Origin of the sequence: Nocardioides ferulae, assembly GCF_003660455.1 — a bacterium.
Classification (GTDB): Bacteria; Actinomycetota; Actinomycetes; order Propionibacteriales; family Nocardioidaceae; genus Nocardioides; species Nocardioides ferulae.
In genome coordinates this window covers 39,004-63,316 of record NZ_QZVR01000001.1, presented here as the reverse complement: position 1 = coordinate 63,316, position 24,313 = coordinate 39,004, and the positions used below count along the sequence as shown (strand labels likewise).

General features: G+C 72.6%; 19 protein-coding genes. 6 read left to right on the top strand and 13 right to left on the bottom strand.

All coding sequences use genetic code 11. The annotated features are described in order from the left end of the window. Nucleotides 1-5: 5 nt before the first annotated feature. The gene (locus D6B71_RS00290; RefSeq protein WP_121250892.1) at nucleotides 6-1,919 is read right to left on the bottom strand and encodes a helix-turn-helix domain-containing protein; all 1,914 of its coding nucleotides are present in this window, start codon (nucleotides 1,917-1,919) and stop codon (nucleotides 6-8) included. Further along, complete coding sequence (locus D6B71_RS00285) at nucleotides 1,916-4,630, bottom strand: DNA translocase FtsK (protein ID WP_206051486.1); 2,715 nt, start codon at nucleotides 4,628-4,630, stop codon at nucleotides 1,916-1,918. The genes D6B71_RS00290 and D6B71_RS00285 overlap by 4 nt, the downstream gene beginning before the upstream one ends. Before the next feature lie 227 nt (nucleotides 4,631-4,857). On the opposite strand from D6B71_RS00285, the gene D6B71_RS23685 reads away from it, so the two are divergent. Both D6B71_RS23685 and D6B71_RS00275 read left to right on the top strand, forming a co-directional pair. Then, entirely contained in the window at nucleotides 4,858-7,749 is a 2,892-nt protein-coding gene (locus D6B71_RS23685; protein WP_126688165.1) for a M4 family metallopeptidase, read from the top strand. A gap of 102 nt (nucleotides 7,750-7,851) precedes the next feature. Continuing rightward, the gene (locus D6B71_RS00275) at nucleotides 7,852-8,493 is read left to right on the top strand and encodes a lysoplasmalogenase (protein ID WP_121250888.1); all 642 of its coding nucleotides are present in this window, start codon (nucleotides 7,852-7,854) and stop codon (nucleotides 8,491-8,493) included. Between the two features lie 15 nt (nucleotides 8,494-8,508). Here D6B71_RS00275 and D6B71_RS00270 read toward each other — a convergent pair whose 3' ends face one another. The 4 genes from D6B71_RS00270 to dapA form a co-directional block, all read right to left on the bottom strand. Continuing rightward, complete coding sequence (locus D6B71_RS00270; protein WP_121250886.1) at nucleotides 8,509-9,210, bottom strand: potassium channel family protein; 702 nt, start codon at nucleotides 9,208-9,210, stop codon at nucleotides 8,509-8,511. Further along, nucleotides 9,203-10,381, bottom strand: a complete 1,179-nt coding sequence (locus tag D6B71_RS00265; protein WP_240640902.1) for a TrkH family potassium uptake protein — start codon at nucleotides 10,379-10,381, stop codon at nucleotides 9,203-9,205. Before D6B71_RS00265 ends, D6B71_RS00270 begins: the two co-directional genes overlap by 8 nt. 246 nt (nucleotides 10,382-10,627) lie before the next feature. Next, nucleotides 10,628-12,313, bottom strand: coding sequence for a ribonuclease J (locus D6B71_RS00260; RefSeq protein ID WP_121250884.1), 1,686 nt, complete (start codon nucleotides 12,311-12,313; stop codon nucleotides 10,628-10,630). 10 nt (nucleotides 12,314-12,323) lie between these two features. Continuing rightward, nucleotides 12,324-13,220 (bottom strand): 4-hydroxy-tetrahydrodipicolinate synthase, encoded by an 897-nt coding sequence (dapA, locus tag D6B71_RS00255; protein ID WP_121250882.1) that lies wholly within the window; start codon nucleotides 13,218-13,220, stop codon nucleotides 12,324-12,326. Between the two features lie 208 nt (nucleotides 13,221-13,428). Between dapA and D6B71_RS00250 the strand changes: the two genes are divergently transcribed. Next, nucleotides 13,429-13,965: a flavodoxin domain-containing protein gene (locus tag D6B71_RS00250; RefSeq protein WP_121250880.1), complete on the top strand. Its 537-nt coding sequence runs from the start codon at nucleotides 13,429-13,431 to the stop codon at nucleotides 13,963-13,965. A 15-nt stretch (nucleotides 13,966-13,980) separates the two neighbouring features. On the opposite strand, the gene D6B71_RS00245 is transcribed toward D6B71_RS00250, so the two are convergent. The 6 genes from D6B71_RS00245 to gcvT are packed head-to-tail and all read right to left on the bottom strand — an operon-like array spanning nucleotide 13,981 to nucleotide 18,584. Then, on the bottom strand, nucleotides 13,981-14,916 hold the full coding sequence (locus D6B71_RS00245) for an LLM class F420-dependent oxidoreductase (RefSeq protein WP_121250878.1): 936 nt from the start codon (nucleotides 14,914-14,916) through the stop codon (nucleotides 13,981-13,983). Between the two features lie 42 nt (nucleotides 14,917-14,958). Next, nucleotides 14,959-15,471, bottom strand: a complete 513-nt coding sequence (locus D6B71_RS00240) for a dihydrofolate reductase (protein ID WP_121250876.1) — start codon at nucleotides 15,469-15,471, stop codon at nucleotides 14,959-14,961. Nucleotides 15,472-15,490: 19 nt separating this feature from the next. Continuing rightward, nucleotides 15,491-16,318, bottom strand: coding sequence for a thymidylate synthase (locus tag D6B71_RS00235; RefSeq protein WP_121250874.1), 828 nt, complete (start codon nucleotides 16,316-16,318; stop codon nucleotides 15,491-15,493). 30 nt (nucleotides 16,319-16,348) lie between these two features. Continuing rightward, entirely contained in the window at nucleotides 16,349-17,182 is an 834-nt protein-coding gene (locus D6B71_RS00230) for a PhzF family phenazine biosynthesis protein (protein ID WP_121251803.1), read from the bottom strand. A gap of 18 nt (nucleotides 17,183-17,200) precedes the next feature. Beyond that, entirely contained in the window at nucleotides 17,201-17,458 is a 258-nt protein-coding gene (locus D6B71_RS00225) for a hypothetical protein (RefSeq protein WP_121250872.1), read from the bottom strand. A 4-nt stretch (nucleotides 17,459-17,462) separates the two neighbouring features. Beyond that, nucleotides 17,463-18,584, bottom strand: coding sequence for a glycine cleavage system aminomethyltransferase GcvT (gene gcvT, locus D6B71_RS00220; protein ID WP_121250870.1), 1,122 nt, complete (start codon nucleotides 18,582-18,584; stop codon nucleotides 17,463-17,465). Between the two features lie 43 nt (nucleotides 18,585-18,627). Here gcvT and D6B71_RS00215 point away from each other — a divergent pair, with 43 nt between their 5' ends. After that, the gene (locus tag D6B71_RS00215) at nucleotides 18,628-20,127 is read left to right on the top strand and encodes a leucyl aminopeptidase (protein WP_121250868.1); all 1,500 of its coding nucleotides are present in this window, start codon (nucleotides 18,628-18,630) and stop codon (nucleotides 20,125-20,127) included. Nucleotides 20,128-20,243: 116 nt separating this feature from the next. Here D6B71_RS00215 and D6B71_RS00210 read toward each other — a convergent pair whose 3' ends face one another. Next, a complete protein-coding gene (locus D6B71_RS00210) occupies nucleotides 20,244-20,603 on the bottom strand; it encodes a hypothetical protein (protein ID WP_121250866.1) in 360 nt (119 codons plus the stop codon). Nucleotides 20,604-20,841: 238 nt separating this feature from the next. Between D6B71_RS00210 and lpdA the strand changes: the two genes are divergently transcribed. Continuing rightward, nucleotides 20,842-22,224, top strand: coding sequence for a dihydrolipoyl dehydrogenase (lpdA, locus tag D6B71_RS00205; RefSeq protein ID WP_121250864.1), 1,383 nt, complete (start codon nucleotides 20,842-20,844; stop codon nucleotides 22,222-22,224). A 74-nt stretch (nucleotides 22,225-22,298) separates the two neighbouring features. Next, complete coding sequence (gene sucB, locus D6B71_RS00200) at nucleotides 22,299-24,119, top strand: 2-oxoglutarate dehydrogenase, E2 component, dihydrolipoamide succinyltransferase (protein WP_121250862.1); 1,821 nt, start codon at nucleotides 22,299-22,301, stop codon at nucleotides 24,117-24,119. Nucleotides 24,120-24,313 lie beyond the last annotated feature (194 nt).

Here is a 24,313-nt window from a genome sequence, read left to right as displayed (position 1 = left end):
CGGGATCAGGGCGCCAGGAAGGTGTTCTGGGCGGGCTCGCCGATGGAGCCGAGGGTGTCGGGTTCGCCGCCGGCCACGCTCACCTCTAGGGACCCGTCGGACGACTGCACCCGGACCGGAGGCGAGACCTCGAGCTCGCGGGAGTCGCCGAACGCCACGTCACCGGTGAAGACCACCCGACCGCCGCCGTCGCGCACCACCACGTGGGCTCCGCCGCCTGCCGCGGTGAGCACCACCGGGACCGGTTCGGCCAGCTTCTGGCCGCTGCCGCTGAGGCCCAGCCCGGGCGATCCGTTGAGTGCGGGGGTGTCGTCGACCGCGATCGGCCCGTCGGTGAGCAGCCGGGCGACCGACCACACCAGCACCAGTGCCATCACCGCCGCGACCAGCACCGACCAGTTGGGCCCACCTCGGGTGCCGCGGATCGGTCCGTGCGGACCGCCGGCCAGCTCGGCCTCGAAGACCCGGCGCGGGCTGATCTCGGCGTCGGCGTACCGCTCGTCGTACGCCGCGAGCAGCGGGCCGGCGTCGAGCCCGAGCACCCGCGCGAGCGTGCGCAGGTGGCCGCGGGCGTAGAAGTCGCCGCCGCACGGCACGAAGTCGTCGACCTCGAGCGACTCGATGACGTGGGGGCGGATCCGGGTGCGCTCGGCGAGCTGGTCGACGCTGAGGCCCAGCCGGCCGCGCGCGGCCGCCAGCTGCGGGCCGATCACCGGATCGGCAGCCGGCTCGGCAGCGGCCCGGTCGGCGAGGTCGTCGATGAGCACCCGGCCCTCGCCGGCGTCGAGGCCGCCGAGCCGGGGAACGCGGTCGCTCCACACGACGGTGTCCTCGACCAGGCTGACATGCCCGGGCCGGCGCAGCTCCCGGCCGTCCCCGCGCAGGTCGACGGCGTCGTGGACCTCGGTCGCATCGGGGTCGTCGAGCAGCAGCTCGGAGCGGCTCGCGGACACCGGCTCACGGCTCGGCTCCGGCGTCGTCGAGGGCTCCTCGGGCTCCCCGACCGAGGTGGCCGTCTCACTCAGCGGCGCGTCGAGGGTGCGTCGCGGGAGGCGCGCGGCCAGCGCGCCGATGCCGCGGGCCAACCCGGGCCGGAGGTCGGGCAGCCGGCGCCTGCTGGTCGGGGTCTCCACGGCTGCCTCGGTCTGCTCGTGAGGACCGGTCTCGCCAACGACCGCAGGGTCCTCCCGGTGCCCGAGCTCACCGTCGAGCTGCGGCTCCGTGTCGAGTTCGGTGTGCTGCGCCGTCAGGTCGACCACGTCCCGCTCAGCGTCGAGGTCGACCACGTCGACCGGGTGAGCGCCCGCGGCGACCAGCCGGTCCAGCGCCACGACCAGGTCACGCTCGGCGGCCACCACGCGGGTCGAGACCGAGAGCGGGACCGACAGCGAGGCACCGCGCAGCCGGCGGGCCCAGGCTGCGCGCCGGCGGCCGGCGGCGTCGAGGCCCGCGATGAGCGCTTCCTCGGCGTGCGGGTGGATCCTCAGCGCGCCGTCTCGGATCAGGCCGCGCCGCCTGGACACCTCGACGCTCTCGACGTCGGCCCACGGGACGCCCTGCCAGGTGCGGCCGAGCCGGATCCGGACGCCGTGCGCGTCGGCCACCAGCAGTGGCGCGCGGGAGTCGAGGAAGCCGAGCAGGTGCACGACCGCCAACGCGGCGAGCCCCCCGCACAGCGCCCAGTCGAGCACCCCACCGGTGGCGGAGGCGCGACCCAGGTAGGCGATCGCCACCGCAGCGGCGGCGACCCCGACGGCCGCGGCGAGCGGTGCGTTGCGGCGTACTTCGAGGGCGTCCGGGGCCGCGACGACCACCGGTTCGTCGTGTGCCGGCGCGTCGAGCGTGTCGCGCTGGTCGGGTTCACCGTCCCGGTTGCGCGCTCGGTCGGCTCGGAGGTCGGTGGGCTGTGGGTGGTTCACATCTCCCCCTGGAGGGTCGCGATCACGCCGTCGATCTCGTCGGGCTTGACGAGCACGTCGCGGGCCTTGGAGCCTTCGCTCGGCCCGACCACGCCACGGCTCTCGAGGATGTCCATCAGCCGGCCGGCCTTGGCGAAGCCGACCCGGAGCTTGCGTTGCAGCATCGAGGTGGAGCCGAACTGGGTCGACACCACCAGCTCGACCGCCTGGATCACCAGGTCGAGGTCGTCGCCGATGTCGTCGTCCAGCTCTCGCTTGCTCTGCGCGGGGGCGGTGACGTCCTCGCGGTAGGAGGGCTGCAGCTGGGACTTGCAGTGCTTGACGACCTGGTGGATCTCGGCCTCGGTGACCCACGACCCCTGCACCCGGATCGGCTTCGAGGCGCCCATCGGCAGGAAGAGCCCGTCACCCTGGCCGACCAGCTTCTCGGCTCCGGGCTGGTCGAGGATGACCCGGCTGTCGGCCAGCGACGAGGTCGCGAACGCCAGCCGCGAGGGCACGTTGGCCTTGATCAGGCCGGTGACGACGTCGACCGAGGGACGCTGGGTCGCCAGCACGAGGTGGATGCCGGCGGCCCGGGCCAGCTGGGTGATCCGGACGACGGCGTCCTCGACGTCGCGGGGGGCGACCATCATCAGGTCGGCCAGCTCGTCGACGATCACCAGCAGGTAGGGGTACGGCGAGAGCTCGCGCTCGCTGCCCGGCGGCAGCTCGACCTTGCCCGCCCGCACCGCCTTGTTGAAGTCGTCGACGTGGCGGAACCCGAAGTTGGCCAGGTCGTCGTAGCGCAAATCCATCTCGCGAACCACCCAGGCCAGCGCCTCGGCTGCCTTCTTCGGGTTGGTGATGATCGGGGTGATCAGGTGGGGCACACCCTCGTAGGCGTTCAGCTCGACCCGCTTGGGGTCGACCATGATCATCCGCACCTCGTCGGGCGTGGAACGCATCAGGATCGAGGTGATCATCGAGTTGATGAAGCTGGACTTGCCGGAGCCGGTGGCGCCCGCGACCAGCAGGTGCGGCATCTTCGCCAGGTTGGCCACGACGTAGCCGCCCTCGACGTCCTTGCCGAGGCCGGTGACCATCGGGTGGTGGTCCGAGCGCGCGGTGTTGGAGCGCAGCACGTCGCCGAGGGAGACGATCTCCTTGTCGATGTTCGGGATCTCGATGCCGATCGCGGACTTGCCGGGGATCGGGCTGAGGATCCGCACGTCGGCCGAGGCCACCGCATAGGCGATGTTCTTGCTCAGCGCGGTGACCTTCTCGACCTTCACGGCCGGACCGAGCTCAACCTCGTAGCGGGTCACGGTGGGGCCCCGGGTGTAGCCGGTGACCTGGGCGTCGATCCCGAACTCCTCCATCACCTGGGTGAGCCGCTCGACGACGGCGTCGCTGGCCTTGGAGCGCGGCTTGTGCGGTGAGCCCGGCTTGAGCACCTCGCCGCCGGGCAGGTGGTAGGTGACGTCGCCGGCCAGCGCCAGCTGCTCCACGCGCGGCGGCAGCGGCGAGTGCGGCGGGGGCTCGAGCTCGACCTTGGCGTCCGGGTCGGCGGCCTGGCCCGCGGGGTCGGCCGGGACGGGGATGTCGACCACGGCCGCGGCCGGGTCGAAGATGTCGATGCCGGCGTCGGCCGCACCGGCCTGGTCCTCGAGTCCGAGGGCCACGTCGAGCGCGTCGGCCTCCCGCTTGCGCCGCTTGCGGACCTCGCGGTCCTCCAGCACCGGCGTGTCGTAGGCGGGGTCGCCGCTCGGCAGCAGATCGTCGGGGTCCGCGGCGTCGGTGGAGCGGCGCCGCTTGGACTTCGACCCTCGCGCCTCGGCACCGTCGGCTCCCGCGTCGGCCTCGCTCTCGTGGTGCCGGCCGAGCAGGTGGTCGCGCAGCTCGGCGAGCCGGGCCGGCACCTGGTAGACCGGGGTCGCGGTGATCACCAGCACCCCGAAGGCCCCGAGCAGCACCAGCAGCGGCACCACGACGTACGCCGAGCGCAGCAGGTCGAGCAGCAGCGAGGAGACCACGAAGCCCACGGCTCCCCCGGCGCCCTGCAGCTCGCTGGCGTCGCCGGCGACCGGCTGCGGGCTGCCGTTGGCGATGTGGACCAGGCCGAGCAGGCCGAAGGAGAGCGCGGTCCAGCCGATGACCTGGCGCCCGGCCGGGCCGTTGCGGATGGGGTCGCGCATGGTGCGCCACCCGACGTAGACCAGCGCCAGCGGCACCAGCCAGCCGACCTTGCCGACCGAGCCGGCCACGGCGGTGCGGGTCGTCTCGAGCACGGCGCCCGGCACCTGGAACCAGACCGCGGCAGCGGTCACCACCGCCAGGGCGAAGAGCAGGAGCCCGGCGCCGTCACGTCGGTGCTCGGGCTCCAGGTCGCGGGCGGTGCGCCCGATGCTCCTGGCGACGGCGCCGAGGCCGTGGGCGATCCCCAGCCAGACCGCGGCGATGCCGCGGGCGATCGCGGTGAACAGCCGAGCGATGGGGCCGGGACCGTTGCGCACCGCGCGCGGCGCCGGCCTCGCCTTGCTCTTGCTGGTCTTGCTCGTGCTGCGTGAGCGCGTCGAGCCGGCCGCGGGACGGCGCGTGGCCGTGCTGCGGCTGGTGCCTGCACTCCGGGATCGGGTGCTCGAGCCGCTCTTGCCGGTGCTGCTTCCAGACCGGGTCGAGGACGTGCTCTTGCTCCGCGACCCCGGCGGGGAAGACGTACGGGTCGCCATGGTGACCAACCTAGGCCACCGTCACACCAGTCACAGTGACCACAGTGGTGCGTGTCGCTCCGGAGCCGCCCACCCCACCCCTGCGGGTGGGAAACGTTGCGGCCACAGCACGATCTCGCAGCGATTTGTCCCGCCACCCTGGACCCACTCCGGCCGAGGTCCCTAGGGTGCCAACCTCGGCTCTCCACTCGGAGGCGGGCCGGTCACGACATGAAGGGCTACCACTCGTGAGAAATCTGAAGACCGGGCTGACCAGCCTGGCGCTTCTCGGGGCTGGGCTCGCAGCCGTCCCCGGGATGTCCGCGCAGGCGGCGCCGGCAGCGCCGACACCGGGCGAGTCGCTGGTGCAGCAGATGCGCGGCGAGGCCAAGGGCGGCGTCGCCGTCACCAAGGAGCGAGCCACCGGCAAGGTCGGATTCGTCCGCGCCGGGCGCGGCGGCGACCTGATGCCCTCGGAGGGGGGCGCCTCCGCTCAGGGCGCCGCCGAGAAGGCCGACGCCTACCTCGACAAGTACGCCGCGGCGTTCGGGGCCTCTGCCGCCCAGCTGCGGCAGACCGGCGTCCGCGCGGACCAGTACGGCTGGACCGTGAGCTTCGCCCAGGACTACCAGGGCGTGCCCGTCTTCGGGGCCGAGCTGCGCGCCCACGTGGACAGGCAGGGCGACCTCACGGCCGTCAACGGCTATGCCGCCCCCGCCCTCGACCTCAGCGTCTCGCCTCGGCTGAGCGAGGGTGAGGCCGGGGAGCGCGCGGTCAGCCTGGTCCGGGCCGACCGGCCCGGGGCCGAGGGCGAGGCCGACGTCTCCGGCATCGAGGCCAAGGACGCCCAGCTGGTCGTCTACCGCCACGGCGTGACCCGCGGCGAGCCCGGCAAGGCGGTGCTCGCCTACCAGGTCGAGGTGTCCAACGACGCGAACGTGCGCGAGATGGTCTTCCTCGACGCCAACTCCGGCAAGCCGGTCAACCGCTACTCGATGATCGCCCACGACCTCGAGCGTGAGGTCTACGAGGCCACGGTGAACAACGGCGGCACCCCCGACGACCCGGCCGACGACTCGGTCTTCCTCGACCTGATCTGGGAGGAGCGCGACGCGTTCCCCGGTGACCTCGACGAGGACCAGCAGCGTCTGGTAGAGGGCACCGGCGAGTCCTACTGGTTCTTCTTCAACTCCTTCGGCCGCGACTCCTACGACGCCCAGGGCGCCCCGATGCGCACGGTCAACAACGACCCGCGCATCTCCTGCCCGAACGCGAACTGGAACGGGCAGACCACCAACTACTGCACCGACGTCACCTCCGACGACACGGTCGCGCACGAGTGGGCGCACGCCTACACCGAGTACACCTCGGGCCTGATCTACCAGTGGCAGCCCGGCGCCATGAACGAGTCGTTCTCCGACATCTGGGGCGAGACGGTCGACATGCTCAATGGCCGCCAGGACGAGAACTCCGAGAACAACCAGGCGCCGCGACCGGTCGGTCTCTGCTCGCAGTACACCCGCGGCCACGTGGGCCTGACGATCAACTCCCCCGAGTCGGTCGCCGGCCCCTGCGAGGCCGCCCCGGCGTCGTTCGGCCCGACGTTCACCAAGGAGGGCGTCACCGCCGACGTGGTGGTCGCCAAGGACGCCTCCGGCGAGGGCGACACCGACACCAACGGCTGTGACGACTTCACCAACGCCGCCGACATCGCCGGCAAGTGGGCCTACGTCGACCGTGGCGTGTGCACGTTCGCCAGCAAGGCCGAGAACGCCGAGGAGGCCGGCGCCACCGGCATCGTGATCGGCAACAACGACCCCGAGGCGCCCGAGCCGTTCTCGATCAGCGGCACGGCCGACATCTACGGCGTGATGGTCAGCACCTCCGACGCCGCGAAGTTCCGTGAGGCCGGCACGCTCAACGTGACGGTCAAGGACATCGACGAGGACGAGAAGGTCGACTCCCACCGTTGGCTCTCGGGCGAGAACGACCGGGCGTTCGGCGGCGCGATCCGCGACATGTGGAACCCGACCTGCTACGGCGACCCCGGCAAGGTCTCCGACGCCGAGTACAAGTGCAGCACCGACGACCAGGGCGGGGTGCACAGCAACTCCGGCGTGCCGAACCACGCCTACTCCCTGCTGGTCGACGGCGGCGACTACAACGGTCAGAGCGTGCCCGGCATCGGGCTGACCAAGGCCGCGCACCTCTTCTGGCGCACCCAGGCCAACTACCTGACCCCGACCTCGGACTTCACCGACCTGGCCGACGGTTTGGCCGCGTCCTGCGCCGAGCTGACCGGTCAGGCGATCAACGAGCTGTCGGTCGCGACCAGTGACCAGCGTCCCTCCGACGAGGTCATCTCCGGCGAGGACTGCGCGGCGGTGTCGGCGATGACCGCGGCGGTCGAGCTGCGCCGGGCGCCTGAGCAGTGCGACTTCGAGCCGCTCCTGGCCAAGGGCGCCCCGGGCGCCTGTGGCAAGGGCACCCGCACTCGCACGGTCTTCAAGGAGGGCTTCGGCAAGGGGCTCAAGGGCTGGAAGCGGAGCAGCACCGTCGTCTACGACGGCGGCCGCAGCTTCCCGTGGCGGGCCACCGCCCAGGCCCCGGCCACCGGCAGCAAGGTCGCCTACGCCCCGGCCCCGGACGCCGGCGACTGCTCGACCGGCCCGAACGACATCTCCAGCTCCAACGGGCTGATCAGTCCCCGGGTGAAGGTGCCCGGCGGCGTCGGCCGGTTCCTGGAGTTCCGCCACTACGTCGCCACCGAGGCCGGCTACGACGGCGGCACGGTCATGGTGAAGGTGAACAAGGGCAAGTGGAAGGTCGTCCCCGCCGGCGCCTACGAGTTCAACGAGCCCGGGCAGATCGCCTCGGCCGCCGAGGGCAACACCAACCCGTTGGCCGGCGAGCCCGGCTTCACCGGCACCGACGGCGGCGTGGTCACCGGCTCCTGGGGCACCTCGATCGTCAACCTCAAGAAGGTCGGCGTGAACGCCGGCGACAAGGTGCGGGTGCGCTTCGAGATGGGCCGTGACGGTTGCGGCGGCATCGACGGCTGGTACGTCGACGACGTGAAGGTGGTCGTCTGCAAGGCCGGCAAGGGCCGCGCGGCGGTCGCGGGCCGCGAGAACGGCTGAGCGCAGCGATCTCGTAGCACGAGCAGCACCTGGAGAGGCCCGTCGGACACCGTCCGACGGGCCTCTCGTCGTCCCGGTGCCGGGCACTGGCATGCTGCCCCGGTGCCCGCCGAGATCGCGTTGACCGCCTGTGCCGTGCCCGCGGTCGTGGACTGGTGGGCCGTGGCCCGCGGCCACCGCGAGCTCGAGCGGTGGGCCAAGCCCGCCACCCTGCTCGCGCTACTGCTGACCGTGGCCCTGCTGGGCGGAGCCGACACCAGCGCCGGCCGCTGGCTGCTGGTCGCGCTCGCCTTCGGGCTGGCCGGCGACGTCGCGCTCCTCTCCGACTCGCTGCCCCGGTTCCGGGCCGGCCTGGCGGCCTTCCTGGTCGGTCACCTGGCCTACCTGGCCTGCTTCGCCGCGCTCGGCCTGCCCGCCCCCCGGTGGGCCTGGCTGGCGGCGCCGGTGCTGCTGGCCGTCGCCTACGCCATCCGCGACGTGCTCCCTTCGACGCACCGCGAGGAGGGGTGGGCGCTCGCGGTGCCGGTCGCGGCGTACTCCCTGGTGGTCGGGGCGATGCTGGTGCTCGCGTGGCTGACCGGCATCTGGCTGGTCGCTCTCGGAGCCACCGTCTTCGTGGTCAGCGACGCCGTGCTCGCCGTGGACCGGTTCGCCCGGCCGGTGCGCCACGGCCACCTGGTGGTGATGGTGACCTACCACGTCGGGCAGGGACTGATCGCCGCGGGCGTGCTGCTCGCGACCTGACGCGGCCGCGGGCGGTCAGTCCCGGGAGTTCCGACGCCGAGGACGTTCGCCCGGCGGGGACGTGCTGGCAAACGCCTCCACCTGTGCGGTGGCACCCGCCACGATGATCTCGTCTCCGGCGCGGAGGACGGTCTGGGCCGTGGCGTAAGTGAACTCCCCGCCGACCGGCTTGACGCCGACCACCGTGACGCCGTACTCCTCGCGCACCCCGTAGCCACCGAGGCTACGGCCGTACAGCGCCTGCGGTGCGGTGGTCTTGGCGAAGGCATAGCCCTGGTCGAACTCGATGTACTCGATCATGCCGCCCCGCACCAGGTGGGCGACGCGGCGACCCATGTCGTGCTCGGGACGCACCACATGGTGCACGCCGATCTGCCCCAGGATCCGGGCGTGGGCCGCACTGATCGCCTTCGCCCACACCGTGCGCACGCCGAGCGACAGCGCGACCGACGCCGACAGGATGCTCGACTCCAGGTCATTGCCGACACCGACCACGGCGACGTCGAACTCGCCGACCGAGAGCTGCCGCATCGCTTCCTCGTCGGTGGTGTCGGCCTCGACGACGTGGGTGAGGCGCCCGGCCAGGGACTGCACGATCCGGGGGTCGGCGTCCACGCCGAGCACCTCGACGCCGTCCGCGGCGAGCTCCAGCGCGAGCGAGCGGCCGAACCGCCCCAGGCCGCGCACGACGACACCGTTGGTGAGCTTGCTAGCCAATGATCGGCCGTCCTTCCGGGAGGCGGTGCAGCCTGCCGCGCTCGCGGAGTGCGAGGGCGGAGACCAGAGTGATCGGGCCGAGCCGGCCCAGGAACATGAGGACCACGAGCACGAGCTGGCCGCTGGTGGGCAGGGCGGCGGTGATGCCGGTCGACAGCCCGACGGTCGCAAAGTCCGAGACCACCTCGAAGAGCACCTGTTCGGTGGCGAAGTGGGTGATCTCCAGCATCAGCCAGGTCGAGGAGACCACGGCTCCGAGGGCGAGCAGTGCCACGGTCAGGGCCTGCCGGACCGCACGGTCGCCGATCCGGCGCGAGAAGACCTCGACGTCCCGCTCACCTCGCACCTCGGCCCAGATCACGAACAACAACAGGAAGAAGGTCGTCACCTTGATGCCGCCGGCGGTGCCGGCCGAGCCACCGCCGATGAACATCAGCATCTCGGTGCCCAGCAGGGTGCCCTCGCGCATCTGCCCATAGTCGACGCTGTTGAAGCCTGCCGTGCGCGGCATCACCGCCTGGAAGAACCCGGCGAGCAGCCGCCCCGGGGCGTCGAGCGAGCCGAGCGTGCCGGGGTTGGTCCACTCGTTGGCGGTCACGAAGACCGTGCCGAGCACCAGCAGCGCCGCGCTCACCGTCAGCGTCATCTTGGTGTGCAGGCTCCACCGTCGCGGCTCGCGAAGGTGTCGTCGCAGCTCAAGCCAGACGGGGAAGCCGAGGCCGCCGGCGATCACCGCGAACGCGATCGGCAGGCAGATCCAGGGGTCGGTGGCGAATCGCGTCAGGCTGTCCGACCAGAGCGCGAAACCCGCGTTGTTGAACGCCGAGACCGCGTGGAAGCCGCCGAGGTACGCCGCGCGGCCCCAGGGCTCGTCGTAGCCGAGGGCGAAGCGCAGGATGAGCGCGACCGCTGTGAGCAGTTCGAAGAGCAAGCTGATCAGCACCACGCCCTTGACCACGGTGCGCACCTCGCCGAGGCCGGTGGCCTTGGTCTCCGCGGCGGCGGTGATTCGCGAGCGCAGGCCGAGCCGGTGCCAGACCAGCAACCCCAACAGCGAGGCGAGCGTCATGATGCCGAAACCACCCACCTGGATCAGGGCCAGGATCACGCCCTCGCCGAACGTCGACCAGTAGCTGGGCGTGTCGACGACCGCGAGCCCCGTGACGCACACGGCGCTGGTGGAGGTGAACAGCGCGACACGAACGGGGCGCCGCCCTCTCCGGTGCGGGCGACGGGCAGCATCAGGAGGACGGTGCCGAGCAGCACGGCCGCCGCGAAGGCCGCAACCACCACTTGTGCGGGGTGGCGCAGCGGCCGGCGGGGAGCGCGGCCGCGAGCACGCGGGGAGAGCACCGGCACGCGCCGAGGCTACGCCCGGGGGCCGGTCGGGCCGGCCACCGGCGTCTCGACACGACTCTCAGGCCTCGAGCACCACCGGAATGATCATCGGCCGCAGCCGGTGGGTGTTGCTCACCCAGCGGCCGACCACCCGGCGTACGGTCTGCTGGAGCTGGTAGGAGTCGGTGTTGCCCTCGGCGATCGCGCGGTCCAGGGCGTCGACGATCGGCTGCTTGATCGCCTCGAACTCCTCGTCGCCGAGCACGTTGCCGCGGGCGTGGATCTCGGGACCGGACGCGACCTTGCCGCTGACCGAGTCGATCACCACGATCACCGAGATGAACCCCTCCTCGCCCAGGATCCGGCGGTCCTTGAGGTCGGACTCGGTGATGTCGCCCACCGAGGATCCGTCGACGAAGACGTAGCCGCAGTCGACCTTGCCGGCCACCTTCGCCACCCCGTCGACCAGGTCGACGACCACGCCGTCCTCGGCGATCACGACGTTCTCGACGCCGGTGGCGCGCGCCAGCTCGGCATTGGCCAGCATGTGCCGCATCTCGCCGTGCACCGGCAGCACGTTGCGCGGCTTGACGATGTTGTAGCAATAGAGCAGCTCACCGGCGCTGGCGTGGCCGCTGACGTGCACCATCGCGTTGCCCTTGTGCACCACCCTGGCGCCCCAGCGGGCCAGGCCGTTGATCACCCGGTAGACGGCGTTCTCGTTGCCGGGGATCAGGCTGGAGGCCATGAGGACGGTGTCGCCCTCCTCGATGTGCACGAAGTTGTGGTTGCGCTGCGCGATCCGGCTCAGGGCGCTCATCGGCTCGCCCTGCGAACCGGTCGAGATCAGCACCTGGCGCTCCGGCGGCAGGTCGGCGAGCTGCTTGGCGTCGACCATCACCCCCGGCGGCACCTTGAGGTAGCCGAGGTCCTGGGCGATGCCCATGTTGCGCACCATCGAGCGGCCGACGTAGGCGACCTGCCGCTCGTGGGCGTACGCCGCGTCGAGCACCTGCTGGACCCGGTGCACGTGAGAGGCGAAGCAGGCCACGATCACCCGCTGGTTGGACTCCCGGAAGACCTGGTCGATGACCGGGGTGATCTTCTTCTCCGACGGCGTGAACCCCGGCGTCTCGGCGTTGGTGGAGTCGACCAGGAAGAGGTCGACGCCCTCTTCGCCCAGCCGCGCGAACGAGCGCAGGTCGGTGATCCGGCCGTCCAGCGGCAGCTGGTCCATCTTGAAGTCGCCGGTGTGCAGCACCATCCCGGCGCCGGTGCGGATCGCCACCGCCAGCGCGTCGGGGATCGAGTGGTTGACCGCGACGAACTCCAGGTCGAACGGGCCGAAGGTGACCCGGTCGCCCTCCTTCACCTTGTGGTGCACGGTCTCGCGGAGCCGGTGCTCGCGCAGCTTCGAGCCGAGCAGCGCCAAGGTGAGCTCGGAGCCGACCAGCGGGATGTCGCCGCGCTCGCGCAGCAGGTAGGGGGTCGCGCCGATGTGGTCCTCGTGCCCGTGGGTGAGCACGAGCGCCTCGACGTCGTCGAGACGGTCGCGGATCGAGGACCAGTCGGGCAGGATCAGGTCGACGCCGGGGTGGTGGTCCTCGGGGAAGAGCACGCCACAGTCGACGATCAGCAACCGGCCGTCGTACTCGAAGGCGGTCATGTTGCGGCCGACCTCGCCCAGTCCCCCGAACGGGGTGATCCGCAGACCTCCCTTCGCCAGCTCGGCCGGAGCGGTGAGTTCGGGGTGGGGATGGCTCAAGTGGGTTCCTTTACGTCAGTAGCCCGGCCGCGACGAGCCCGGCGCGCAGCGCGGCGACCTCGTCGTCGTCCAGCGGCGCCAGCGGCGAGCGGACGAACCGGTTGTCGAGGACGCCGAGCAGCTCGAGCGCTGCCTTGGCGGTGGTCGCTCCGTAGTTGGGGACGCCCATCATGGCGTCGATCGCGGGGAGCATCCGCGAGAAGATCTCGAGGGCGCCGGCCGGGTCGGCGCGGTAGGTGTCGTGCAGCGCCCGCAGCTGGTCGCCCATGGCGTGGCCGCACACGGAGACGAACCCGGCCGCGCCGTGGGCCAGCCACCCGAGGTTGGCGGCGTCGTCGCCGGAGTAGATCGCGAACCCGAGCTGCTGCAGCCGGACTCCGCGCGCGAAGTCGCCGACGGCGTCCTTGATCGCGACGACGCTCTCCCAGCCGGCCATCTCGCGGTAGCTCTCCATCGAGATCTGGCTGCCGGTGCGGCCGGGGATGTCGTAGAGCATCACCGGCAGCTCCGCGGCGTCGGTGACCTGGCGGAAGTGCTCGAGGATGCCGCGCTGCGCGGGCTTGCTGTAGTAGGGCGTGACCAGCAGCACCCCGTCGGCGCCGTGCTTGCGGGCCTGCTGGGCGAGCACCAGGGAGGTGCGGGTGTCGTTGGTGCCGACGCCCGCGACCACGGTGACGTCGGCGCCGACCGCCTCGCGGACCGCGGCGAGGATCTCGCCGTCCTCGTCGGGCGTGGTCGTCGGTGACTCGCCGGTGGTGCCGGAGACCACGACCCCGTCGTGCCCGTGCTCGACCAGGTGGCGGGCGACCCGGGCGGTGCCGTCGAGGTCGAGCGAGCCGTCGTCGTGGAAGGCGGTCGCCATCGCCGTCAGGACGTGGCCGAACGGCGCGGCGGGCGAAGACGTCATGGGCCCCAGGTTATCGCTCGCGGGCCGGGGTCCGAACCGGCACGCCGTCCGCGGGCGGCCGGGTCGTGTGCCCCAGGACGCGCCATGGCGCGTTGTGGGGTACACGACCCCGTGAGTCGGGCCGGGGGCCGAAGGTACTCCGAGTCGGGCCCTTCGTCCCTGCGACTTGGCCGCCGGGCAGGGCAGGGTGGGGCCGAAGGGGGTCCGGATGACCGTGCTCGTGGCCTACGCCAGCCGTTACGGCGCCACTCGACAGATCGCAGGCCGCATCGGAGCGGTGCTCAGCGTCAACCTCGAACCGATCGGCCAGGACGTGCGGGTGCGCCGGGTGCAGGAGGTCGACGACCTCACCCCCTACGACTCCGTCGTGGTCGGCGCCGCCACCTATCGCGACGCCTGGCTGCCCGACGCCGTCGCGTTCGTCGAGCGCCACCACCAGGCGCTGGTGGACCGGCCGGTCTGGCTCTTCGCCTCCGGCCCGCTCGGTGCCGCCGACGCCGACCCCTCGCAGCAGTGGGGCGAGGCCCCCGAGCTGGCGCGCGTCGCCGAGACGCTCGGCGCGCTCGACTTCCGCCGCTTCGCCGGCGCGCTGCAGGTCTCCCAGCTCTCCGTGCCCGACCGGGTCCGCTGGCTGCGCGCCGGCGGCCGCGACCGGCTGCCCCAGGGCGACTTCCGCGACTGGAACGCGATCGACGCCTGGGCGCACCGGGTCGCCGACGACCTGGGGGTCATCGGCTGCCGGTAGCCCTCCGGGGCGGGCTCAGAGATCGCGCACCTGCGGCAGCACCTCCGCGGCGACCAGTCGCAGGTGGTCGAGGTCGGTGAGGTCCAGCACCTGCAGGTAGGCGCGCTGCGCGCCCAGCTCGGCGTACCGGGCGAGCTTGTCGACGACCTCCGCGGGAGTGCCGGCCAGCCCGTTCTCGCGCAGCTCGGCCTTGTCGCGCCCGATGGCTGCGGCGCGGCGGTCGAGCTCGGCCTCGTCGCTGCCGACGCACAGCACCAGCGCGTTGGACCAGGTCATCGTGGCCGGGTCACGGCCGATCTCCTCACACGCGGCGCGGACCCGGGCGAACTGGCCGCGGGTGGTCTCCTCGTCGACGAACGGCAGGTTGAACTCGTCGGCGAACCGCGCGGCGAGCGCAGGGGTGCGGCGCTTGCCGAGACCGCCGATCAGCAGGGGCGGGCCGGGCTGCTGCACCGGCTTCGGCAGCGCCGGGGAGTCGGCGACCTGGTAGTGCTCCCCCTCGAACTCGAAGGTGCCGCCCTCGGCGGTGCGCCACAGGCCGGTGACGATCGCGAGCTGCTCCTCGAACCGGTCGAAGCGCTCCTTGGTCGATGGGAACGGGATGCCGTACGCCGTGTGCTCCTGCGCGAACCAGCCGGCCCCCAGGCCGAGCTCGACCCGGCCCCCGCTCATCTGGTCGACCTGGGCGACCGAGATCGCCAGCGGGCCGGGGAAGCGGAAGGTGGCGCTGGTCATCAGCGTGCCGAGCCGGATCGTGCTGGTCTCGCGGGCCAGGCCGGCCAGGGTCAGCCACGCGTCGGTGGGGCCGGGCTGTCCGGGCACGTTCATCGCCAGGTAGTGATCGGAGCGGAAGAACGCCCCGTAGCCCAGCTCCTCGGCGGTCTGCGCCACGCGCAGCAGGTCGTCGTAGGTGGCCCCCTGCTGGGGCTCGGTGAACACTCGCAGCTCCATGGGGCAAGCCTGCCAGGCGGTCGGGCGCGCGGCGGCGGCCGGTCAGGCCCGGCGCAGCCAGACCCGGTCGTAGCCCGCGCGGGGTTCGCGACGGACCTCGGCCCAGTCGACCGGGTCGTACGCCGGGTAGTGCACGTCGCCGTCCGGCTCGAGGTCGACCAGGCTGAGCACCTGCTCGTCGGCGGTGTCGAACAGCGCGGCGTAGACCTGGGCGCCGCCGGCGACCATCACCGCGACCTCGCCGTCCTGGCCGGGCAGCCCGTCGGCGGCCCGGTCGGCGAGCAGCATCGCCTCGTCGACGTCGTGGGCCACCAGCACCCCGTCGGCACGCCAGGCGGCGTCGCGGGTGAGCACGACCGTGGCCCGCCCGGGCAGCGGCCGGCCGATGGACTCGAAGGTGGTGCGGCCCATCACGAGCACGTGCCCGAGGGTGAGCTCCTTGAACTCCCGCTGCTCCCCCGGGACCCGCCACGGGATGTCGGGCCCGTCGCCGATGACGCCGTTGCGCGCCACCGCGGCGACCAGCACGACGCGGCGGCCGGCGGGCGTGGTCATGGAGTCGACGCCGGGGCGGTCATACCGCGATCGGCGCCTTGATGCCGGGGTGCGGGTCGTAGCCGTCGAGGTCGATGTGCTCGAGCTCGAACGCGTCGAGCTCGGTGACCGCCGGGTCGAGCCGCAGCGTGGGCAGCGGGCGCGGGTCGCGGGTCAGCTGCAGCCGGGCCTGGTCGAGATGGTTGAGGTAGAGGTGCGCGTCACCGAGCGTGTGCACGAACTCGCCGACCTCGAGGTCGGCGACCTGCGCGACCATGTGGGTGAGCAGCGCGTAGGAGGCGATGTTGAACGGCACGCCGAGGAACACGTCGCCCGAGCGCTGGTAGAGCTGGCACGACAGCCGGCCGCGGCCACCGGGCTCGGCGGGCGGCGCGACGTAGAACTGGAACAGCGCGTGGCAGGGCGCCAGCGCCATCCGCGGGATGTCGGCGACGTTCCAGGCCGAGACGATGTGGCGGCGCGAGTCGGGGTCGCTGCGGATCTGGTCGACGACCCGGGCGAGCTGGTCGACGTGGCCGCCGTCGGGGGTCGGCCAGGAGCGCCACTGGGCGCCGTAGACGGGGCCGAGGTCACCGTCGGCGTCGGCCCACTCGTCCCAGATCGTGATGCCGCGCTCCTGGAGCCATTTCACGTTGGTGTCACCGCGCAGGAACCACAGCAGCTCGCCGAAGACCGAGCGGGTGTGCACCTTCTTGGTGGTGACCAGCGGGAAGCCGCCCCCTCGCGCGGGGTCGAGCTCGAAGCGCATCTGGTGGCCGAAGACCGAGAGGGTGCCGGTGCCGGTGCGGTCGCCCTTCTCGACGCCGTCGGCGAGCACACGCTGGAGCAGGTCGAGGTACTGGCGCACGCCGGTGAGCCTAACCGCCGGGACCCTCGGTCAGAGTGCGACGTCGCCGACGATGGTGGTCAGGGTCGCCCCACCGACCCAGATCGTGCCGTCGGTGCCGGTGTCGACGTGCACCCGGCCGCGGCGGCCGAGCGCGGCCCCCTGCGCGGCGACGTACGCCGTGGGGAGCCGGCCGCCGGCCAGCCACTGGGCGATGCCGGCGTTGAGGCTGCCGGTGACGGGGTCCTCGCCGATGCCCAGCGACGGCACGAAGGCGCGCACCTCGACGTCGGCGTCGCTCTCGCCGCGGCCGTGCGGCCCGACCGCGCCGATCTCGAGGCCGCCGAACGCGGCGAGGTCGGGGCGCAGGTCGAGCACCGCGTCGGCGTCGTCGAGCAGCACCGCGACCCAGCCGGGCCCGTTGTCGACCCAGGCGGCGTCCACGACGTCGGACTCGGCGATCCGCAGCGCCCGGCAGATGCGGGCCAGGTCGGTCTCGTCGACGGGGCCGGAGCGCACCAGCGGCGGGGCGGCGAAGGCGAGCCGCTCACCGGTGCGCCGCACCCGCACCAGGCCGGCACCGCACTCCTGCACGACCTCGCCGGCCTCGGCGGGCACCCCGCCGGCCTCCAGCCAGGCGTGCGCGCTGCCGAGGGTCGGGTGGCCGGCGAACGGCAGCTCCCCGCCGGGCGTCCAGATGCGCAGCCGGTAGTCGGCGCCCGGCGTGGTGGGCCGGAGCAGGAACGTGGTCTCCGAGAGGTTGGTCCACCGCGCGAACGCGGCCATCTGGTCGCTGCTCAGGCCGTCCGCGTCGTGCACCACCGCCACCGGGTTGCCGAGCATCGGCTCGGTGGAGAACACGTCGACCTGCCGGAATGCGCGCATGCTGCGCACTCTAGGACCTCAGGCGTGCAGCGACATCGGGCCGTAGACCTGTCGGTCGTGCTCGAAGAGCGTCACCGCGTCGACGCCCTGCTCGGCCAGCTCGGCCCAGAACTCACCGACCCACGACTCGGCGTCGGCCTGGCTGGCGAACCGCTCGCCCGACCACTCCTCGGCGACCGGGACCTCGTCGCCGGCGGCGTTCTCGAGGCGCCACCACCAGGGGCGCTCGGCCGGCGACGGCGGACGGAACAGCGGGGGCGGGTCGGGCAGGTTCACGGGTTCAGCTCCCTCTCACCGACGGGTCCACGAACGGCGGCTTGGTCACCTGGAAGATCTCACGCCGGCCGCGCACGTCGACCCCGACCTCGGCGTCCTCGGCGACGAACGCGGGCAGCAGCGCGAGCCCGACCCCCTTGCGCAGGGTCGGGGAGAACGTGCCGGAGGTGACCTCGCCGAGCAGCACGTCGGGGGTCAGGCTCACCGACATGCCGGGCCGCGGGATGCCCCGGCCCACCGCGACCAGGCCGCGGAGCAGGCGCCGCGGGCCCTCCGCCTTCTCGGCGAGCAGCGGCGCCCGCCCCCAGAACGACTCCTTCTTCCAGCCCACCGCCCAGCCGAGGCGGGCCTGGACGGGCGTGACGTCGAGAGAGATGTCCTGGCCGTGCAGCGGGTAGCCCATCTCGGTGCGCAGGGTGTCGCGGGCGCCGAGACCGCACGGCAGCGTGCCGGCCGGCTCGCCGGCGGCGACCAGGGCGTCCCAGAGCTCGGTCGCCACGGCCGTGGGGGCGACCACCTCGTAGCCGCGCTCGCCGGTGTAGCCGGTGCGGCAGACCACCACGGCGGCCGAGCCGAACTCCGCCTCGACGAACGACATGTAGTCGTGCCCGACCGGCAGCCCGGCCCGCTCGAGCACCTCGTCGCTGCGCGGCCCCTGCACGGCCAGCACGACGTGGTCGCGGTGCTGGTCGGTGACCGTGACGCCCTCGGGCGCGGCGCCGGCCAGGCGGCGTACCACCTCGGCCGTGTTCGCGGCGTTCGGCACCAGCAGCACCCGGTCGTCGGCGTGCAGGTAGGCGATCAGGTCGTCGACGATGCCGCCGGTCTCGTCGTCGCAGCAGAGCGTGTACTGGGCCTGACCGGGCCCGATGCGGGCGAGGTCGTTGCTGAGCGTCGCGTTGACGTACGCCGCGGCACCGGGCCCGGCGACCAGGGCCTTGCCGAGGTGGCTGACGTCGAAGATGCCGACGGACTCGCGGACCGCGGTGTGTTCCTTGACGACACCGGTGGGGTACTCAAGCGGCATCGACCACCCCCCGAACTCCGCGAACTTGGCGCCGAGGGCGGCGTGCCGGTCGTGGAGCGGCGAGCGCAACAGCTGGTCGGGGGCGGGCTGGTCGGCCATGCCGCGAACCTACCGCAGCGGACCCGCTGGCTATCCTGCGTCGGTGACGTCGTACACCCTGCGCAACGCCAGCCCCGCGAAGACCCGGGCCGACGCCGTCGTCGTCGGCGTCCTCCAGTCGGACAAGGGCCCAGAGCTGGCCGCCGGAGGCGACGACGTCGCCAAGGCCTACGGCCGCAAGCTGCGGCCGCTGCTCTCGACGCTGGGCGTGACCGGCAAGCCCGGCGAGGTCGTGAAGGTGCCGACCGCGGGCACCCTCTCCTCGCCTCTGCTGGTGCTGGTCGGGCTCGGCAAGGAGGCCACCCCCGCTGCGGTACGCCGCGCGGCCGGCGCCGCGAGCCGGGCGGCCACCAACGCCGCGTCGGTGGCGCTGGCACTGCCGGCCGACTCGCCCGAGCTGGTGCGCGCGGCCACCGAGGGCCACGAGCTCGGCGGCTACACGTTCACGGCGTACAAGCTGGACAAGGCCGACCCGACGCACGTCGGCGAGGTGGTGGTGTTGAGCCCCCTGGCCCGCAAGAAGCAGGCCACCACCGCCTTCGAGGAGGCGCGCATCGTCAGCCGCGCCGTGGCCGCGACCCGCGACTGGGTGAACACCCCTCCCGGCGACCTGACCCCTCCGGCGTTCGCCGACGCGGTCGTGGCCGCCGGCAAGGAGCTCGGCAAGGGCCGCGGCGCTCCCAAGGTCTCGATCCGGGTGCTGGACGAGAAGGAGCTCGCCGACCTCGGCTGCGGCGGCATCCTCGGTGTCGGTGCAGGCTCGGCGGCGCCGCCCCGGCTGGTCGAGCTGAGCTACTCCCCCCGGGGCGCCAAGCAGCACCTGGCGCTGGTCGGCAAGGGCATCACCTTCGACTCCGGTGGTCTCACCATCAAGCCGGCCCAGAGCATGGGCGAGATGAAGTCCGACATGGCCGGCGCGGCCGCGGTCGTCCAGGCGACCTTCGCGATCGCCGAGCTGGGGCTGCCGCTGAAGGTCAGCACCTTCGCCCCGATGGCCGAGAACATGCTCTCCGGCGCGGCGCTGCGCCCCGGCGACGTGCTCACGATCTATGGCGGCACCACCGTCGAGGTGCTCAACACCGACGCCGAGGGCCGCCTGGTGCTGGCCGACGCGCTGGTCCGCGCCACCGAGGTGAAGCCAGACCTGGTGGTCGACGTCGCCACCCTGACCGGCCACATGGTGGTCGCGCTCGGCGACAAGGTGGCCGGGGTGATGGGCAGCGACGAGGTGGTCCAGCAGGTGCTGGCCGCCTCGCGGGTCGCCGGCGAGGAGCACTGGCCGATGCCGATCCCCGAGCACATGCGCGAGCGGATCACCGGCAGCAAGATCGCCGACCTCGCCCAGCACGACTGGATTCGCTGGGGCGGCGGCCTGTTCGCGGCGGCGTTCCTGCGCGAGTTCACCGCCGGCCTGCCCTGGGCCCACCTCGACATCGCCGGCCCCGGGTTCAACTCCGGCGGCCCCTCGGGCCACGTCACCTCCGGCGGCACCGGGTTCGCGGTGGCGACGCTGGTCGACTTCGCCCGGGGCCTGGTGGACTGAGAGCACCGGGTGGTCGATTCACCGGTCAGGCGGTGAATCCGACGGTTGGCCCATGAAGGTTCATCGGCCAACCGTCGGATTCGTTGGCCCACGGTGACGTGTGTGACCGATGGGACCTACAGCCCCTGCTCCTTGCGGCGCCGGTTGAAGTCGCGCATCCGCTGCGGGATGCCGACCACCGCGGCGTCGTACGACGGCACCTGGTGCTTGTTGCAGAAGTCGTGCGCCCAGCCGATCGAGGGCACCCGCCGGCGGGTCCACTCGCCGTCGTGGGCGACGAGCAGCAGCGTCACGTCGCTGACCGCGGTGCGCGGCTCGACGAACCCCTCGACCCCGCGGCGCTCGGCGACCCAGGTCTGGAGGTGCTCCTGGTCGACCTTGTCGGAGGCCCGCACACGGGTGGAGCCGGTGCGGGCGGCGTCCTGCGCGGGTCGGCGCATCTTCGGCCCGCGGCGGAACCGGTCGAACAGTGACATGGCACCAGTGTGCCCGGTCGCCCTGGGTCGTGTGCCCCCGGACGCGCCATGGCGCGTTCTCAGGCACACGACCCGGGCCACGGCCCGAAAAGACACCCGGTGCGACCGCGGCCGACCGGGTACCGCGGTCGTGGCCGCCGTCACGGCCTGGGTGTGGCGGTGCTGGCGTGAGGTGCAAAGATGGACCGGCCCGGTCTGACCGGGTCGCGGAGCAGGGCCGACGGAGGGAAGGACCAGCGTGGCCGACGCCGACTTCGACGTACTCGTCCTCGGGGCGGGCTCAGGCGGCTACGCCTGCGCACTCCGGGCAGCCCAGTTGGGGCTCACGGTCGGCCTGGTCGAGAAGGACAAGCTGGGCGGCACCTGCCTGCACGTCGGCTGCATCCCCACCAAGGCGCTGCTGCACGCCGCCGAGGTCGCCGACTCGGCCCGTGAGGCCGGCCAGTTCGGCGTGCGTGCCTCGCTCGACGGCATCGACATGCCCGGTGTGACCGCCTACCAACAGGGCGTCGTCGACCGGCTGCACAAGGGCCTCGCCGGGCTGGTCAAGAGCCGCGGCATCCAGGTGATCGCCGGGTCGGGCCGGGTCACCGGCCCTCGCCAGGTCACCGTGGACGGCGGCGACGTGCTCACCGGCCGCCACCTGGTGCTCGCCACCGGCTCCTACCCCCGCACGCTGCCCGGCCTGGAGATCGACGGCGAGCGGGTGATCAGCTCCGAGCAGGCGCTGCGCCTGGACCGCGTGCCCGCCTCGGTCGTCGTGCTCGGCGGCGGCGTGATCGGTTGCGAGTTCGCCAGCGTCTGGCGCAGCTTCGGGGCCGAGGTCACGATCGTCGAGGCGCTGCCACGGCTGGTGCCCACCGAGGACGAAGCCTCCTCGAAGGCCCTCGAGCGCGCCTTCCGCAAGCGCGGCATCACCGCGCGCACCGCCACGCCCTTCCAGAGCGTCAAGACCACCGACGACGGCGTCGCGGTCACCGTCGAGGGCGGCGACGTGATCGAGGCCGAGCTGCTGCTGGTCGCCGTCGGCCGCGGCCCGGTCACCGACGGCCTCGGCTACGAGCAGCAGGGCCTGCGCCTGGACCGCGGGTTCGTGCTCACCGACGAACGCTGCCGCACCGGCGTCGAGGGCGTCTACGCCGTCGGTGACATCGTGCCGGGCCCGCAGCTGGCCCACCGAGGCTTCGCCCAGGGCATCTTCGTGGCCGAGGAGATCGCCGGGCTCGAGCCGCGTCCGATCGATCAGGACGGCATCCCCCGCGTCACCTACTCCTCCCCCGAGGTCGCCTCCGTGGGTCTCACCGAGGCGCAGGCGGTGGAGCGCTACGGCGCCGAGGCGGTCGACACGCTGACCTACGACCTGGGCGGCAACGGCAAGAGCCAGATCCTGCGCACCCAGGGATTCGTGAAGCTGGTCCGCCGCGACCGCGGCCCCGTGGTCGGCCTGCACCTGGTCGGCGACCGGGTCGGCGAGCTGGTGGGCGAGGCCCAGCTGATCTACGGCTGGGAAGGGCACGCCGAGGACGTCGCGCCGCTGCTCCACGCCCACCCCACCCAGAACGAGGCGCTCGGCGAGGCCCACCTGGCCCTGGCCGGCAAGCCCCTGCACGCCCACTCCTGACACACACCCCGCACCACCCCGCACCACCTGGCACCGAGACGACGAAGTCCACCCGAAGCGAGCGAAGGAACTCCATGGCCACCGAAGTCAACCTCCCGGCACTCGGCGAGTCCGTCACCGAAGGCACCGTCACCCGCTGGCTCAAGCAGGTCGGCGACCAGGTGGCCGTCGACGAACCGCTGCTGGAGGTCTCCACCGACAAGGTCGACACCGAGATCCCCTCACCGGTCGCCGGCACCCTGCTGGAGATCAAGGCGAACGAGGACGACACCGTCGAGGTCGGCGGCCTGCTGGCCGTGATCGGCGACGAGGGCGAGTCCGCCGGCGACTCCGGTGGCGGGAACGAGCAGGCCGAGCCCGAGGCCCAGCCGGCCGACGAGGGCGAGGCCGAGAAGAAGGCCGAGCAGGAGCAGGAGGTCGCCGAGGAGACCGGTGACCTGCCTCCGGGCGACGAGACGCCGGAGGCTGACAAGCAGGACGCTCCTGCCGCCGGCGGTTCCGGCGGCGGTGGCGGCGGGGGCACCCCGGTCGTGCTGCCGGCGCTGGGTGAGTCGGTCACCGAGGGCACCGTCACCCGCTGGCTCAAGCAGGTCGGCGACGAGGTGGCCGTCGACGAGCCGCTGCTGGAGGTCTCCACCGACAAGGTCGACACCGAGATCCCCTCACCGGTCACCGGCACCCTGCTCGAGATCAAGGTCAGCGAGGACGAGACCGTCGAGGTCGGCGCCGAGCTGGCGGTCATCGGGTCCGGTGACGCAGCCCCGGCCCAGAAGGAGCCCGAGCCCGAGCCGGAGCCGGAGCCCGAGCCCGAGCCGGAGCCGGAGCCCGAGCCCGAGCCGGAGCCGGAGCCCGAGCCGGAGCCGAAGAAGGAAGAGGCGAAGTCGGAGCCCGCCGCGGCCCCGCAGAGCCAGCCGGCCCCGGCCCAGCAGAGCCAGCCCGCTCCGGCCCAGACGGCGGCGCCGTCCGGTGACGGTCCGGGCTACGTCACCCCGCTGGTGCGCAAGCTCGCCGCCCAGCACGGCGTCGATCTGTCGGCGGTCACCGGCACCGGTGTCGGCGGACGCATCCGCAAGCAGGACGTCCTCGAGGCCGCGAAGGCCAAGGAGACTCCCGCCCCCGCCGCCGCCGCTCCTGCCGCGCCGGCCCCGGCCGCCGCGGCCGCCTCCTCGGAGGCGGCGGCGAAGCTGCGCGGCACCACCGAGAAGATCAGCCGACTGCGCAAGATCATCTCCGAGCGGATGCTCGACTCGCTGCAGACCACCGCCCAGCTCACCCAGGTGGTCGAGGTCGACGTGACCAACGTGGCCCGGCTGCGCGACACGGCGAAGGCCGACTTCCTGGCCCGTGAGGGGGTCAAGCTGTCCTACCTGCCGTTCTTCGCCAAGGCGGCGGTCGACGCGCTCAAGGAGCACCCGAAGCTCAACGCGGTGATCGACACCGAGGCCGGTGAGATCACCTACTTCGACCGCGAGAACCTCGCGATCGCGGTCGACACCGAGAAGGGCCTGCTCACCCCGGTGGTCAAGGACGCCGGCGACCTCTCCATCGCCGGGCTGGCGAAGAAGATCGCCGACATCGCCGAGCGCACCCGGACCAACAAGATCGGGCCCGACGAGCTCTCCGGCGGCACGTTCACGATCACCAACCTCGGCAGCGTCGGGGCGCTCTGGGACACCCCGATCATCAACAAGCCGCAGGTGGCCATCCTCGGCCCGGGCACGGTCGTCAAGCGCCCCGTGGTCATCGACGACCCGAACCTCGGCGAGACGATCGCGGTGCGGCACATGGTCTACCTCGCGCTCACCTACGACCACCGGCTGGTCGACGGTGCCGACGCGGGCCGGTTCCTCAGCGACGTCAAGCAGCGCCTGGAGGCCGGCCAGTTCGAGGTGTGACCAGCCCGCGCACTCTGCGTGATCACCGGGAGCCGGTGCCGACGTCGTCACGTCGGCGCCGGCTTCCGGCGTTCGTGGGGCGCACGGCGGTGCAGGTTCACCAAGGGATGCAGGTCAACCTGCACTTCCCTAGCCGGATTCGCCTGGGGAAGTGCAGGTTCACCAAGGGATGCAGCCGAACCGACACCCGCAGC